The organism is Rhizobium sp. O111 (assembly GCF_055616315.1).
This window is the reverse complement of the sequence record NZ_JBSHXL010000001.1, coordinates 3004442-3019221: the sequence shown is the minus strand read 5'-3', so window position 1 is coordinate 3019221 and position 14780 is coordinate 3004442. Positions and strand designations below refer to the sequence as shown.

General features: G+C 63.0%; 14 protein-coding genes and 1 pseudogene. 9 read left to right on the top strand and 6 right to left on the bottom strand.

Annotation, left to right across the window (positions count from 1 at the left end; all coding sequences use genetic code 11):
- Window positions 1-156: 156 nt before the first annotated feature.
- From ACVTFQ_RS15205 to ACVTFQ_RS15195, 3 genes are read right to left on the bottom strand one after another with little or no spacing between them, the layout of a single operon-like run.
- Window positions 157-480 (bottom strand): addiction module antidote protein, encoded by a 324-nt coding sequence (locus ACVTFQ_RS15205; protein ID WP_047509714.1) that lies wholly within the window; start codon window positions 478-480, stop codon window positions 157-159.
- Entirely contained in the window at window positions 473-778 is a 306-nt protein-coding gene (locus ACVTFQ_RS15200; protein ID WP_111564926.1) for a type II toxin-antitoxin system RelE/ParE family toxin, read from the bottom strand. The genes ACVTFQ_RS15205 and ACVTFQ_RS15200 overlap by 8 nt, the downstream gene beginning before the upstream one ends.
- 60 nt (window positions 779-838) lie before the next feature.
- Window positions 839-1897 carry an SDR family oxidoreductase gene (locus ACVTFQ_RS15195; RefSeq protein WP_111564925.1) on the bottom strand — a complete coding sequence of 353 codons (1059 nt, stop codon included), beginning with the start codon at window positions 1895-1897 and terminating at the stop codon, window positions 839-841.
- A gap of 119 nt (window positions 1898-2016) precedes the next feature.
- On the opposite strand from ACVTFQ_RS15195, the gene ACVTFQ_RS15190 reads away from it, so the two are divergent.
- From ACVTFQ_RS15190 to ACVTFQ_RS15175, 4 genes and pseudogenes are all read left to right on the top strand, one after another.
- Window positions 2017-2394 (top strand): winged helix-turn-helix transcriptional regulator, encoded by a 378-nt coding sequence (locus ACVTFQ_RS15190; RefSeq protein ID WP_111564924.1) that lies wholly within the window; start codon window positions 2017-2019, stop codon window positions 2392-2394.
- A 150-nt stretch (window positions 2395-2544) separates the two neighbouring features.
- Complete coding sequence (locus tag ACVTFQ_RS15185) at window positions 2545-3594, top strand: alpha/beta fold hydrolase (RefSeq protein ID WP_111564923.1); 1050 nt, start codon at window positions 2545-2547, stop codon at window positions 3592-3594.
- A gap of 24 nt (window positions 3595-3618) precedes the next feature.
- A pseudogene (locus tag ACVTFQ_RS15180) lies at window positions 3619-4117 on the top strand (cytochrome P460 family protein).
- A 198-nt stretch (window positions 4118-4315) separates the two neighbouring features.
- Window positions 4316-4774 carry a hypothetical protein gene (locus ACVTFQ_RS15175; RefSeq protein WP_111564921.1) on the top strand — a complete coding sequence of 153 codons (459 nt, stop codon included), beginning with the start codon at window positions 4316-4318 and terminating at the stop codon, window positions 4772-4774.
- 18 nt (window positions 4775-4792) lie between these two features.
- Here ACVTFQ_RS15175 and ACVTFQ_RS15170 read toward each other — a convergent pair whose 3' ends face one another.
- Window positions 4793-5824: a LacI family DNA-binding transcriptional regulator gene (locus ACVTFQ_RS15170; RefSeq protein WP_047509703.1), complete on the bottom strand. Its 1032-nt coding sequence runs from the start codon at window positions 5822-5824 to the stop codon at window positions 4793-4795.
- 167 nt (window positions 5825-5991) lie between these two features.
- On the opposite strand from ACVTFQ_RS15170, the gene ACVTFQ_RS15165 reads away from it, so the two are divergent.
- From ACVTFQ_RS15165 to ACVTFQ_RS15155, 3 genes are all read left to right on the top strand, one after another.
- Complete coding sequence (locus ACVTFQ_RS15165; protein WP_111564920.1) at window positions 5992-7515, top strand: sugar ABC transporter ATP-binding protein; 1524 nt, start codon at window positions 5992-5994, stop codon at window positions 7513-7515.
- Window positions 7516-7596: 81 nt separating this feature from the next.
- Complete coding sequence (locus tag ACVTFQ_RS15160; protein WP_018901969.1) at window positions 7597-8598, top strand: ABC transporter permease; 1002 nt, start codon at window positions 7597-7599, stop codon at window positions 8596-8598.
- 77 nt (window positions 8599-8675) lie between these two features.
- The gene (locus ACVTFQ_RS15155; RefSeq protein WP_018901968.1) at window positions 8676-9623 is read left to right on the top strand and encodes a substrate-binding domain-containing protein; all 948 of its coding nucleotides are present in this window, start codon (window positions 8676-8678) and stop codon (window positions 9621-9623) included.
- Window positions 9624-9665: 42 nt separating this feature from the next.
- Here ACVTFQ_RS15155 and ACVTFQ_RS15150 read toward each other — a convergent pair whose 3' ends face one another.
- On the bottom strand, window positions 9666-11468 hold the full coding sequence (locus ACVTFQ_RS15150) for an adenylate/guanylate cyclase domain-containing protein (protein ID WP_111564919.1): 1803 nt from the start codon (window positions 11466-11468) through the stop codon (window positions 9666-9668).
- A 267-nt stretch (window positions 11469-11735) separates the two neighbouring features.
- On the opposite strand from ACVTFQ_RS15150, the gene ACVTFQ_RS15145 reads away from it, so the two are divergent.
- Window positions 11736-12788 (top strand): sugar phosphate isomerase/epimerase family protein, encoded by a 1053-nt coding sequence (locus tag ACVTFQ_RS15145; protein ID WP_112437354.1) that lies wholly within the window; start codon window positions 11736-11738, stop codon window positions 12786-12788.
- A gap of 172 nt (window positions 12789-12960) precedes the next feature.
- Window positions 12961-14148 carry a Gfo/Idh/MocA family protein gene (locus ACVTFQ_RS15140; protein ID WP_111564917.1) on the top strand — a complete coding sequence of 396 codons (1188 nt, stop codon included), beginning with the start codon at window positions 12961-12963 and terminating at the stop codon, window positions 14146-14148.
- A 221-nt stretch (window positions 14149-14369) separates the two neighbouring features.
- Here ACVTFQ_RS15140 and ACVTFQ_RS15135 read toward each other — a convergent pair whose 3' ends face one another.
- Window positions 14370-14777, bottom strand: coding sequence for a DoxX family protein (locus ACVTFQ_RS15135; protein WP_111564916.1), 408 nt, complete (start codon window positions 14775-14777; stop codon window positions 14370-14372).
- Window positions 14778-14780: the final 3 nt, after the last annotated feature.

Here is a 14780-nt window from a genome sequence, read left to right as displayed (position 1 = left end):
GCATGATCGGGAGGATCACATGAGCTCGCCTTTCAAGCTCGCCGGCTGCGCCGAGATGTTCTGACGCGACCGACCGATCAAATGCCGGGCCGCTCGGCATGGAAGCGTTTGCCTCGGGTGATCCCGAGGCGGCGCTTGCGGCGTTCCGCGAGGCGTTTACGGTTTAACGGCCGCCTTTGCCTCTCGATCGGCGTGCGCAGCCACTTTTGCCGTCAGGCCGATGCCGAGCGCCTTCATGACGGATAGCGTCGTCTTCAGCGTCGGGTTGCCCTCGGCGCTGAAGGAGCGATAGAGCTGCTCGCGGGAGAGCCCCGTCTCACTGGCGATCTGGGTCATGCCCTTGGCGCGCGCAACGACGCCCAGAGCATGGGCGATATAGGCGGCGTCCTCGGTCTCGAACGCTTCCTCTATGAAGACGGCAATTGCTTCGTCCGATGTCAGGTCATCGGCCGGATCATAGTGGGTGAATTTCTCAGCCATTGTTCTCATTCCATTCGCTGAACAGCCGTTTTGCCTCTGCGATATCACGCTTCTGGCTGCCTTTGTCGCCACCGCAAAGCAGAATGATGAGCGTCTTGCCATCCTGCTTGAAGTAGATGCGGTAACCCGGTCCGTAATGTATCCGCAGTTCGCTGATCCCGTCGCCGACCGGAGCGGCATCGCCGGCATGTCCAAAAGCCAGCCTATCCAGCCGTGAAGCGATCAACGCCCTGGCGCGCTCGTCTTTCAAGCGCGCCCGCCATTTTCGAAAGGTCTCGGACTGCCGCAGCTCGAACATAAGGCAGTGTAGTTTTAAAACTACAATCCGTCAATGATCCGCGTTTGGCGAAGGCGGGGCTTACGGAATCAACCGGTCCGCCCGCAGTTGCTTGAACAGGTCGAAAAACGCGTCGTCGGTGGGCTGATAGTCGAGGAAGCCCATGCGGCGGCTTTTCGACATGTCGGTGACCACCTCGATCGGCCGGCCGAGGTCGGCGTCGGTGTGCCAGGGCGAGGACAGGCGGTTGAGATCAGGCTCGGCGAGGCCGTGGCGCCTGGCGATCTCGCGCCAGAGGTCGGCATCGTCGGCCATCTGTTGTTCGAGCGGACGGACCACGCCGTCGAAGGCAGCGGGTTCGATGCCGAACCACTCGGCGATCCGACCCCACATCCAGCTCCAGCGGAAGACGTCGCCGTTGACGACGTTGAAGCCGTGGTTGGCGGCGGCAGGTGTCGTCGATGCCCATTCGATGTGGCGGGCGAGTAGGCGTGCGTCGGTCATGTCGGTGAGGCTGTCCCACTGCGCTGCAACGCCGGGGAAGCGGAAGGGGCGGCCGGTTTCCTTGCAGATGCTGGCATAGACGGCGAGCGTGGTGCCCATGTTCATGGCGTTACCCACCGCCTTGCCGACGATGGTGTGCGGACGGTGGACGCTCCAGGTGAAGCCGTCGCGGGCGGCCGCCGCGAAGACCTCGTCTTCCTGAGAGTAATAGAAGTTGTCGATGTCGAGACGGCCCTGCTCTTCGCGGAACGGCGTCTGCGGCAGGCTGCCCTTGCCATAGGCTTCGAAGGGGCCGAGATAGTGCTTGAGGCCGGTGACGAGCGCGACGTGGCGCACGGTTCCCGACGGCCTGACAGCATCGAGCAGATTGCGGACCATGGTCGAGTTCACGCCGATGTTCTCCGCTTCCGTCGGCTGCCGCAGCCAGGTGGAGATGACGATGTGCGTGGGGGCGACATCGGCAAGCGCCGATTTGAGCGACGCGGGATCGAGCAGGTCGGCGGCAAGCGGCTGGACGCCGGGCGCCTGTTGCGGCTTGCGGGCGAGGCCGAAGACCTGCCAGCCCTTGCCGCTCAGAAGTTCCGCCGTTGCGCTGCCGACGATGCCGCTTGCGCCTGCGATCAATGCCTTGTTCAAATGCCTGTCTCCTGATGTTTTTCTGGACGTCTATCGGGCTGTTTTTCCGCATGTAGCCATTTCGATCGTTTGTCGCTAGAAGGCACCCATTCGAGACATAGACACCCTGAGGTAACCACATGCGAGCCGGCTCACCCGATCACGAATGGCGCGAGGATTGCGCGCCGCGCCGCGTTTTGGAGATCTTTTCCAGCAAGTGGACGAGCATGATCCTGCATGTGCTGGACACGCGGCTCGACGGCTGCGCGCGCACCGGCGTGCTGCAGCGAAGCCTTCCCGGCATATCGAAGAAGATGTTGACGCAGACGCTGCGCGACATGGAGGCGGACGGGCTGGTGACGCGTAGGGTCTATGGAACGGTGCCGCCCGCCGTGGATTACACGCTGACGCCGCTTGGCAAGCGGTTCGTGGAGCCGATCGAACTGCTCTACGGCTGGGGGCGGGCCAATGCGGATGCGCTCGACGATCTTGCCGCCAGGCGCGCGGAAAAGGGGTGAGCCTATCCTTGCCGCGCATGGCCGTGTCCGCGCTCTATACCAACATATAGGCCATTTCATACCTCGGTTGCCTGTCGGTCCGTTGGGGCTCGCGCTAGCTCTCAAGCTGAGCATTCGCGCTCTCCTGCAACCGACAATCGAGAGGCCCCCATGTCCGATGATACCAATCACCAACGCCGTCTTTTCCTTGGCGCCGCGGCCTTCGCTGCCGCCGCTGTCGGCATTGCTGGCACTGTCCGCGCGCAGACGGCAGGAGCGGGAAGTAGCGCGCTTGCGTCGGTCAAGTCCGGCACGCATACGTCCTTCCCGGCGCTGAAGCAGGTCAAGACCGGGGTGCTCGATATCGGCTACGCGGAGCTTGGCCCGGCCGATGGACCCGCCGTGTTGCTGCTGCATGGCTGGCCCTACGACATCTATAGCTTTGTCGATGTCGCGCCAGTTCTTGCCGATGCCGGTTATCGCGTGCTCATTCCCTATCTACGGGGATACGGGACGACGCGGTTCCTGTCTTCGAAGACACCGCGCAACGGACAGCAGGCGGCGATCGCCGTCGACATGATCGACTTCATGAATGCGCTGAAGATCGAGCGCGCGGTTATCGGCGGGTATGACTGGGGCGGGCGGACGGCGAATATCATGGCGGCGCTCTGGCCGGAGCGCTGCAAGGCCATGGTGTCAGTCAGCGGCTACCTGATCGGCAGCCAGGCGATCAACGAGAAGCCGCTGCCGCCGAAGGCCGAACTCTCCTGGTGGTATCAGTTCTATTTCGCCACCGAACGCGGACGTGCGGGCTACGATGCCAACAGGCATGATTTCGCCAAGCTCATCTGGACGCTCGCCTCGCCGCAATGGCACTTCGACGACGCCACCTTCGATCGCACGGCGAAAGCCTTCGAAAATCCGGATCATGTCGCGATCACCATTCACAATTATCGCTGGCGGCTCGATCTCGCCAAGGGTGAGAAGAAATACGATGCGCTGGAGCGCAAGCTCGCGAAGCTGCCCGATATCGGCGTGCCGACGATCACCATGGAAGGCGATGCCAATGGCGCGCCGCATCCGGATCCTGCCTCCTACGCCAAGAAATTCACCGGCAAGTACGAGCATCGGACGATTGCCGGCGGCATCGGGCACAATCTGCCGCAAGAGGCGCCGGCGGCCTTCGCCCAGGCGATCATCGATGCCGATAGACTTGCGTGAGTGGTTGCCATGACAGGGAAAATCATGCTGCTTGCCGCCGCCACCGCTGTCGGCGCCACCGTGTTCGCGATCGGCTCGCTCGCCGGCGAGACACCCGCCGCCAAGCCTGTCTCGCCGATCTACGGTGTCTCCCTTCCTGACGGCTACCGGCAGTGGGAGTTGATCGCGCCGGGCACTCGAGGATGCGCCGTTGAACGAGCTGCGCGTGGTTGTCGGCAACGACATTGCCGTCAAGGCCTATCGCGATGGTACGCTTCCGTTTCCTGATGGCAGCGTGCTCGTCAAGCTCGCGTGGAAGCGGACACCATCGGCCGAGTTCGCGCCCGCCTCCGTCCCCGGTGAGGCAACGACGGTGCAGGTCATGGTCAAGGATGCGAAGAAGTACGCAGCCTCCGGCGGCTGGGGATTTGGCCGGTTCATCAATGGCGTTCCAGCCGACCAGGCTCAACACGAGACCTGTTTTGCCTGTCACGAGGCGCGCGTGAACAATCACGACTATGTCTTTACGCGCTATGCGCCGTAACTGACATTGCGCCCCATACTGGCCTAAGGCCGGGAAGTGCAAGCCTCCCGGCCTTTTCCGTTCGGATCAGGTGACGCCGACAGCTCTGCGGTATCTGGTCGCATCGGTGCCTTAAATGCGAATCTGAACATCCGCTTAAGTTGTTTTCAAGCAAATGAGCCACTAAGGGCTGCTGTTCGTGGACAGCGGGTTGCAGAGATGGGCTATGCGACCGTTGTCGATGCTCAGATCATAAAGCCTGAAATTGAATCCATGAATTTTAAAGCAATTTACCTGGCCATGTCTCCGCTGAAGAGACTGCCATACCTCGCCGGACAAATCGGACTTCTGCTGACGGGCGCAGCCGTTCTCGGCGCGCTTCGCCTGGCGGAATACCTCTATCCGACGCGTGACGAGATCATCTTCTATGTGACGATCGCGGTCGCCTTGGCGTTTCTGCTCTATGCGGTGTTCCTGACGCTGAGGCGCATGATGGATATCGGCATAGCATCGTGGAACGCGGCGTTGGTCGTGACCTATCTTGTCGGCAACGCCGTGTATCCTCTTCTCAAGGTGTTTCCGCTTGTCGGCCAGGGTGTCATCGGCATCTATTTGCTGTTGATGCTACTGGTTCGCACCGGTGCCGTGTCGAAAAGAGAGCCCCAGATTCCAGCGTAATCGGCTCGCCCCGGCGTTCTACCTCTTTTCCCAGCCCTTCGACGGCACCGACACCGAGTTGCGGACGACGAGATCCGGCCGCAGCAGGATCTCGGTCTCGGCGGGCTGGCCGTCGCCCAGGAATTCCAGCAGCAGGGCCATGGCCTGCTTGCCGATCGCGGTGCGCGGCTGGCGCACCGTCGTCAGCGGCGGCGACATGAAGACGGCCTGGGGGACGTCATCGAAGCCGGTGACGGAAAAGTCGCGGGGGATGTCGTAGCCGCGGGCGTTGAGGCCGATCATCACGCCGATCGCCGTCTGGTCGTTGACGCACATGAAGGCGGTCGGCAGCGTGTCACGCATGAAGAGTTGCTCAACGGCGTGGCGGCCGCTTTCGAGCGTGCCGTCGCCTTCGAGAATGATGCGCTGGCTTTTCGCGACGCCGGCCGCGTCCAGCCCCTCATCATAGCCCTGGCGGCGCCTGGAATAGGCAAGCCTCGTCTTGCTGTCGCCGATGAAGGCTATTCTGCGGTGGCCTTCTGCGAGCAGCAGGTCGACCGCCTTGCGCGCGCCCTCGATATCGTCGACGCCGACATAGGGAATGCCGCCGTTGAAGACCGGCTCGAAGACGCCGACGCTGGGCGGGAGCCGTGCCGTCATCGTCTGGTGGCCGAAGGGCAGGATGCCGGTGAAGAGAATCAATCCGGCGGCTTGGTTTGAATTTAGAAATTTGAGATATTCGAGGCCGCGCTGGGCGTCATTCTGCGTATGGCCGATGAGAATGCCGTAGCCATGGGCGCGGGCCTCGTTCTCCAGGCCGATCAGAATGTTGGAAAAGTTGGGGTCGCCGATGTCGGGAGCCACGACCAGGATCATGTTGGAACGGCCGAGACGCAGGCTGCGGGCCATGGCGTTCGTTGTGTATCCCGTGATCGCGATCGCCTGGTTGACCTTCAGCCGCGTCGAGTTGGCGACCTTCTCCGGCGTATGGATCGCTCGCGACACGGTCGCGATCGAAACCTCGGCGATCCGGGCGACATCCTCGATGGTTGCTGGCGTGGAATTCGACACTGCGTTCTGCCTTGGGGCTCAATTCGCGGCGACACTACACAGACTGAAGGATACGTCAAAGGGCGAAGCCAAGAGAACTTCGTGATACGATGATGTAAACCTTTACATCGCACATGTAAAGGTTTACACAAGGGTCAAGCGGGTGGGAGCCCGCAGGGGAGGGCATCATGAGTTTGGAGACTGTCGAGGCTGCGCCGGTGGTGTTGTCGGCCCGACGCATATGCAAATCCTTCAATGGGGTGCAGGTCCTCTTCAGTGTCAATTTCGAGCTTCGCGCCGGTGAAATCCATGCGCTGATGGGCGAAAACGGCGCGGGAAAGTCGACCCTCGTCAAGGTGATGTCCGGCTTCGAGCAGCCGACCTCGGGCGAAATCATACTCGATGGCCAGCCGATCGTGCTGCCGCCGAATGGCGCCGCCGAGGCGCTTGGCATCGTCATCATCCACCAGGAATTCAATCTCGCGGACCATCTGACGGTCGCCGAAAGCCTGTTTCTCGGCCGCGAAGTCACGCGCTTCGGCGTGCTTGATCGCAAGTTCATGCGCGCGGAAACCCGCAAGGCGCTCGATCTGCTTGGCTCGCATGTCGACGAGAACGCATTGATCAGCACGCTTTCGATCGCCGACAAGCAGATGGTGGAGATCGCCAAGGCGATCAGCCGCGATGCGCGCGTGGTGTTCATGGACGAGCCGACGGCGGTGCTGTCACGCGAGGAAACCAATTTCCTGTTCAAGCAGGTGCGCAAGCTGCGCGACAAGGGCACCAGCTTCGTCTTCGTCTCGCACAAGCTCGACGAGGTCATGGAGCTGACCGACCGTGTCACGGTGCTGCGCGACGGGCAGTGGGTGAAGACGGCGCCGACGGCGATGCTCGACGGTGAATCGATCGCGCAGCTGATGGTCGGGCGCGAACTTTCCAGCCTCTACCCGACCAAGAACGAGCCCGATGTCGACGAGGAGATCGTGTTGAAGGTCGAGGGTATCTCGACGGGCTATGTGCAGGATGCCAGCTTCGAGGTGCGCAAGGGCGAGATCATCGGCTTTTCCGGCATGATCGGCTCCGGCCGCACGGAGCTGATGGAGGCAATCGCCGGCCTGCGCGGCCGTACCGCCGGCGAGGTGGTCATCCGTGGCGAGAGTGTTGCCTCGGGCGATGTGCATGCGGCCAATCGCGCCGGGCTCGCCTACATGACCAAGGATCGCAAGCACAAGGGCCTGCTGCTCGGCTCCAACATGCTGGCGAACCTGACGCTGCAATCGCTGGGCCAGCATTCTCGGCACGGCTATCTCAGCCCGAGCAGCGAGGCTGCGGCGCTGGCGAAGGCGCGGCGACGCTTCGATATCCGCGTGCGCGACGCCAATATCGTGGCCGGGCGCATGTCGGGCGGCAATCAGCAGAAGCTGCTGCTCGCCAAGGTCATGGAGACCGATCCCGAGATCATCATCATCGACGAGCCGACGCGCGGCATCGATGTCGGCACCAAGCAGCAGATCTATCATTTCATCTCGGCGCTGGCGCGCGACGGGCGCTCGATCATCGTCGTCTCCTCGGAGATGCCCGAGGTGATCGGGCTCTGCACCCGGGTAGCCGTCATGCGCGAGGGGCGGATCGTCGGCGTGCTCGAGGGCGACGAGATCTCCGAGCAGGAGATCATGCGCTATGCGGCGGGCCTGAAGAAGAAGGCCGCCTGAGGCGGTCGCGAGAGATAATCGCCGACGCGGCGGACCAAGAGACAAAATGCCTGCAGGCATGACGGGAGGATGGCTTTGGATATGAGTGCGAACGACGAGACCAGTCAGATCAGACGGCGCTCCTGGCGGGATATCGATCTCAGGGCGGTCGCGCCGTTCGCGGCGCTTGCGTTGCTGCTTGTCGTCGGCGCGCTGGTCAATCCGAATTTCATCGGCATCACCAACCTCGCCAATGTCGCGACCCGCAGCGCCTTCATCGCCATCATCGCCGTCGGCGCCACCTTCGTCATTTCGTCGGGGGATCTCGATCTCTCGGTGGGATCGATGGTCGCCTTCGTTGCCAGCCTGATGATCCTGTTGATGAATTCCGGCCTTATTGCCGATCCGGCCTTGATGCTGGCGGTTGCCGTCGTCTTCACCATCGTTGCCGGCGCGCTTTGCGGTCTGGCGAACGGGTTGATCACCACCGTGGGCAAGATCGAGCCGTTCATCGCCACGCTCGGCACCATGGGCATCTATCGCGGCCTGACGACTTGGCTCTCACAGGGCGGCGCGATCACGCTGCGCTCGGCCGAGCAGCAGTCACTTTATCGCCCCGTCTATTTCGGCTCGATCGCCGGTGTGCCGGTGCCGATCATCGTCATCCTCGCGGTCACCGCGGTCGCCGCCTTCATTCTCTACCGCACGCGCTATGGCCGCCATGTCACGGCCGTCGGCTCGAACCGCGACGTGGCGCGCTATTCCGGCATCGCCGTCAACAAGGTGCGCACCATCGCCTTCGTCATCCAAGGGCTCTGCGTGGCGATCGCCGTGCTGCTCTACGTGCCGCGTCTCGGCTCGACATCGGCGACAACGGGCATTCTTTGGGAACTGCAGGCGATCACCGCCGTCGTCGTCGGCGGCACGGCGCTGAAGGGCGGGGCAGGGCGCGTCTGGGGCACGATCTGCGGCGCCTTCATTCTCGAGCTCGTCGGCAACATCATGCTGCTCTCGAACTTCATCTCGGAATATCTGATCGGCGCCATCCAGGGCTCGATCATCATCATCGCCATGCTCGTGCAGCGGTCGCTGGCGCGCAGGTAGCAAGGGATTGGCCGGGTCGGCGGGGCGCCCGGTCTCAAGGTTCGCAAGCCCTGGGGTTTAATGGGAGGAAAACAGACATGCGTAAGACACTATTCAGTTTGGCGGTCGTGACGGCGGCGCTGCTCGCCGGCGTCGCTCACTCGGCAGACAAGAAGACCATCGGCGTATCGATCCCGGCGGCCGACCACGGCTGGACCTCCGGCGTGGTGTTCCATGCCGAGCGCGTCGCCAAGCTTCTGATGGCCGAGCACCCTGACCTCACCGTCATCGTCAAGACCTCGCCGGATGCCGCAAGCCAGGCAAACGCCGTGCAGGATCTGGCAACGCAGGGCATGGACGCGCTGGTCATCCTGCCGTCCGATCCGGATCCGCTCGTCAACGCCATCAAGGAAGTCAAGGACAAGGGCACCTTCGTGGCGCTGGTCGACCGCGCGCCGAGCACCAACGACGACAGCGTGCGTGACATCTACATCGCCGGCAACAACCCGGCGCTGGGCGAAGTCGCCGGCAAGTACATCAAGGAAACCACGCCGGACGCACAGGTCGTCGTCATCCGCGGCCTGCCGATCCCGATCGACCAGCAGCGCCAGGACGGCTTCGACAAGGGCATCGCCGGCTCCAACGTCAAGGTTCTCGATCGCCAGTTCGGCAACTGGAACCGCGACGACGCCTTCAAGGTGATGCAGGACTATCTCACCAAGTACCCGAAGATCGACGTGGTCTGGTGCCAGGACGACGACATGGCCGTCGGCGTGCTGCAGGCGATCGAGCAGGCCAAGCGCACTGACATCCAGTATGTCGTGGCCGGCGCCGGTTCCAAGGACATGGTCAAGAAGGTCATGGACGGCGATAAGCTGATCCCGGTCGACGTTCTCTATCCGCCGGCAATGGTTGGCACCGCCATGGAACTGACGGCCGCGTCGCTCTACGACCAGGTCCCGGTTCGCGGCACCTACATCCTCGACGCCACGCTGGTGACGAAGGACAACGCCAAGGACTTCTACTTCCCGGATTCGCCGTTCTGATCCTTGTGAACATGAGGCGCCCGCTCGAAAGGGCGGGCGCCTCTATTCTGGCGGCAAGCCTGCCTTGGCGAGGTCGCCGACAAAACGCTCGATGAAGGTTTCGCTCATCGCGGGCTTGAGGCCGAAGTAGAATTCACGCCTGGCATCGTTGAGCGTCATGCCTGGTCGAAAATTGTAGAGCTCGGCGATCGTTCGGCGCGCCTCCTCGATCTTGCCCTGCCGTCCCTGGATCGCCACCAGCGCCATCGCCGGCCAGAAGGTGACGTTCGGCGAGCGCATCGATGCGCGGGCGGCGTCGGCCGCCTCATCGAGTTTGTCCATCTGGTAGTTCGCGAACGCCATCATGCTGTGAAAGGTCCAGAGATGCGGGTCGCGCGGGCTGAGACGAAAGGCTTCGCTGAATTCGGGCATGCCCTCCTGCGGTCGGTCGGCGTAGCAGAGCGCCTGGCCGAGCGCGAAGTGCGCCTGGGCAAAGCTGTGGTCCAGTTTCACCGCATGGCGAAGATGGGCGATCCCGGCTTCCGTGGCGCCGTCGAGCGCAAGCGCGCGGCCGAGTGCCAGATGGGCCGCGGGCTCCTTCTGATCGAGCGTGATCGCGCGTTCGGCAAGCTCGATCGCCTCGCATATGCGCCCGGAACGCTCTTCCAGCGAGCCGTACCAGCCGAGCTGGATGTGGACGTAAGCCAGCCGCGCCTGCGCCTGCGCGAAGCTCGGATCGATGGCGATTGCCTGCTCGAACAGCTGTTTGGCCGTGTTCAACTCGTCGATGGTGAAGCGGTAGAGATGCCAGAGCCCCTTCAGATAGATTTCCCAGGCGGTCATGTCGACGATCGAGCGGCCGCGCAGCGCCGCGAATTCGATGGCGCTCAGTTCGGGCTCGATGGTTCCGGTGATCTCGGAGGCGATCTCGTCCTGGAGGTCGAAGATATCGGCCAGCATACGGTCATAGCGTTCGGCCCAGAGCAGCGTGCCCTCGCTTCCATCCAAGAGCTGCGCGGTGATGCGGATGCGGGTGTCGGAGCGGCGGACGCTGCCTTCGAGCACGTATTTGACGCCGAGATCCTCGGCAACGCGGCGGGCATCGACGGCGCGACCCTTGAAGCTGAAGGAGGAATTGCGGGCGGCGACCAGCAGCCAGCGACAGCGCGCCAGGGTCGCGATCAGTTCGTCGGTGAAGCCGTCGGAGAAGTGCTCCTGCCCCTCTATGCTCGACATGTTCGTAAAAGGAAGCACGGCGATCGACGGGCGCTTGCGCTGAGGCGACTGGCTTGGCATCGCCCGGTCCGGAGTATCCTCGTCGGGGCCGTCCGTCTGGCCGTCCGTCTGGCCGCCCGGCGGAAACCAGCGCCACACCCTGACGGGGTGCTCGATGTTCTTCAGCTTGCGATTGCCGAAGTCGGTGGCCTCGAAATCGAGCGCCGTGCCGATCTGGTCGCGCACCTGCTGGGAGAGGCAGATGCCACCGGCCGGCGCCAGCGCCTGCAGCCGCGCGGCGATGTTGACGCTCTCTCCGAAAATATCGCCATCCTCGTTAAGGACGTCGCCGACATGGATGCCTATCCGCCAGATCATCCGGCGGTCGGGCACGACATCGTGATTGTCGGCGAGAATGGCCTGCTGGATCTCCATCGCGCAGCGCAACGCGTCGACCACGCTGGAAAACTCGGCCAGCGTGCCGTCTCCGACGAATTTCACAACATGTCCGCGATGCCTGGTGATGGTGGGGACGATGGTCTCGGTGTTGTGGCGTTTCAGCGCCGCGAAGGTTCCCGCTTCGTCGAGGCCCATCAGCCGGGAGAAGCCGACAACATCCGCATCCAAGATTGCCGCCAGCCGCCTCGTCATGGACCACCCTCCTGGTCGACCAAGAGTAGCACGCGGTGGCGGGAAGTCTACAAAGATGCGCCGTGGCACGGCCTCTCACGACGTAAGCGCCAAGAAATGCGGTACGTACGTCTTGCGGGTAGGTGCCCGACATGGTTTAGTCCCCACCGCGAAATTATGTTGATCATGATCGATTTGCATTCTCGCCGAAATCGGCTTGCAGAGTGTCAATCGAGTGTTAAAACTGAACCAGAAACGTTTACGGTCATCTTTTAGGGAGGAATTGACATGAAAACGATCAAGGGCCCAGGCTTGTTCCTCGGGCAGTTCGCGGGCGATGCCGCACCTTTCAACTCGTGGGATTCGATCACCAAGTGGGCCGCCGATATCGGCTACAAGGGCGTGCAGGTTCCGACCTGGGCGGGCCAGCTGATCGACCTCAAGAAGGCTGCATCGTCCAAGGATTATTGCGACGAGTTCGCCGGTGTAGCTCGCCAGAACGGCGTCGAGATCACCGAGCTCTCCACCCACCTGCAGGGCCAGCTGGTCGCCGTGCATCCCGCCTATGACGAAGCCTTCGACGGCTTTGCGGCACCCGAAGTGCGCGGCAATCCGAAGGCGCGCCAGGAATGGGCCGTCGAGCAGGTGAAGATGGCGCTGACCGCCTCCAAGCATTTCGGCATCAAGGCGCATGCGACCTTCTCCGGCGCGCTTGCCTGGCCTTACATCTATCCGTGGCCGCAGCGACCGGCCGGCCTTGTCGAAACCGCCTTCGACGAGCTTGCCAAGCGCTGGACGCCGATCCTCAATCACGCCGACGAAAACGGCGTCGACATCTGCTACGAAATCCATCCCGGCGAAGACCTGCATGACGGCGTCACCTTCGAGATGTTCCTCGAGCGCGTGAAGAACCATCCACGCGCCAACATGCTCTACGACCCCTCGCACTACGTGCTGCAGTGCCTGGATTACCTCGATAACATCGACATCTACAAAGACCGGATCAAGATGTTCCACGTCAAGGATGCCGAGTTTAACCCGACGGGTCGCCAGGGCGTCTATGGCGGTTACCAGGGCTGGGTCGAACGCGCCGGCCGCTTCCGCTCGCTCGGCGACGGCCAGGTCGATTTCGGCGCGGTGTTCTCGAAGATGACGGCCAACAACTTCGATGGCTGGGCCGTCGTCGAATGGGAATGCGCGCTGAAGCATCCCGAGGACGGCGCGCGCGAGGGTGCCGAGTTCGTCAAGTCGCACATCATCCGCGTCACCGAACACGCCTTCGACGACTTCGCCGGCAGCGGTACGGACCAGGCGGCCAATCGGCGCATGTTGGGGATTTAAGCTGGGTTTGGCTATGGCTAGGTGGGAGAGGTGGTGCCGCGTGGCCCCCTCATCCGCCTGCCGGCACCTTCTCCCCCACGGGGAGAAGGTGGCCCGAAGGGTCGGATGAGGGGGCCACACGGCAGAACCTCAAATCGAGCGCACCCAGACACACACAATTTTGGAGAAACCAATGACAATCGAAGCATCAACGCAGCAGACGCGCGAACCGCGCATCCGTCTTGGCATGGTCGGCGGTGGCGCCGGCGCTTTCATTGGCGCGGTGCACCGCATCGCTGCCCGCATCGACGATCAGTATGATCTGATCGCCGGCGCGCTGTCGTCGACGCCGGAAAAGGCGATGGCCTCGGGCGCCGATCTCGGGCTCGATCCGACCCGCACCTATTCCAGCTATCGCGAGATGGCGATCCGCGAGGCGAAGCTGAAGAACGGCATCGAGGCGGTGTCGATCGTGACGCCAAACCACGTGCATTATGACGCCGCCAAGGAGTTCCTGCGCCGCGGCATCCACGTCATCTGCGACAAGCCGCTGACCTCGAACCTCGCCGACGCCAAGAAGCTGAAGAAGGTGGCCGACGAGAGCGGTGCGCTGTTCATCCTCACGCACAATTACACCGGCTATCCGATGGTGCGCCAGGCGCGCGAGATGATCGCCAATGGCGAACTCGGCGATATCCGCCTGGTGCAGGCCGAATATCCGCAGGACTGGCTGACCGAAGCCGTCGAGCAGCAGGGCGCCAAGCAGGCCGTGTGGCGCACCGACCCGGCGCAGTCGGGTGCGGGCGGTTCCACCGGCGATATCGGCACGCATGCCTATAACCTCGCCACCTTCGTCTCCGGCCTCGAGCTCGACAGCCTTGCCGCCGATCTCGACAGCTTCGTGCCCGGCCGCCGTCTCGACGACAACGCGCATATGATGCTGCGCTTCAAGGCCAAGGGATCGGAAAAGCCGGCCAAGGGCATGCTCTGGTGCAGCCAGGTGGCCCCCGGCCACGAGAACGGCCTGAAGGTCCGCGTCTACGGCACCAAGGGTGGTCTGGAATGGGTGCAGGCCGATCCGAACTATCTCTGGTTCACGCCGTTCGGCGAGCCGAAGCGCCTGATCACCCGCAACGGCGCCGGCTCCGGCGCAGCGGCAGCGCGCGTCTCGCGCATCCCGTCCGGTCACCCGGAAGGCTATCTCGAGGCGTTCGCGACGATCTACACGGAAGCCGCGCACGCCATCAACGCGCACAAGAAGGGTAAGGCGGTCGACAAGGCCGTGGTGTACCCGACCGTCGATGACGGCGTGAAGGGCGTTGCCTTCGTGGATGCCTGCGTGGCGTCGTCGAAGCGCAATGGGGCTTGGGTGAAGGTGTAAGTTTCGGGTTGGGCTTGGGTGGAGGGGGTGTGCCGCGGGGCACCCCCCTCTGTCCTGCCGGACATCTCCCCCACAAGGGGGGAGATTGGCTGGGCGCACCCGATCGCCCTACGCTCTTTGCTTGGCGAAACCTCACCACGAGTCGATCTCCCCACTTGTGGGGGAGATGCCCGGCAGGGCAGAGGGGGGTATCCTCGCTCCGCCGCCCGTTTCTCAGCCAATCAAGCCGCAACCACACCCCGCTTGCGCTTCATCATCGCATCGACGCTGAACGGACCAGCGCCGGCGGCGACGATGTAGAGGAAGACGAAGCAGAAGAGGATGGCGGCGACGCCGCCGTTTTGGGCGGGGAAGAAGCCGCGCGAGGCGTGGCCGATGAAATAGGCGAAAGCCATCAGGCCGGAGAGGACGAAGGCGGCGGCGCGGGTCTGAAAGCCGATCAGCACCAGGAAGCCGAGCGTCAGTTCAAGCAGGCCGGCAATCCAGGACATCGACCCGACATCGGGCACGCGTTCGGCAGCGGGGAAATGCAGGATCTTCTGCGTTCCATAGCTGAAGAGGACGAGCGCGGAGACGATGCGCAGCAGGCTGAGCAAAGCCGGCTGCAGGGCGTGGATCGAAGCGAACATGAA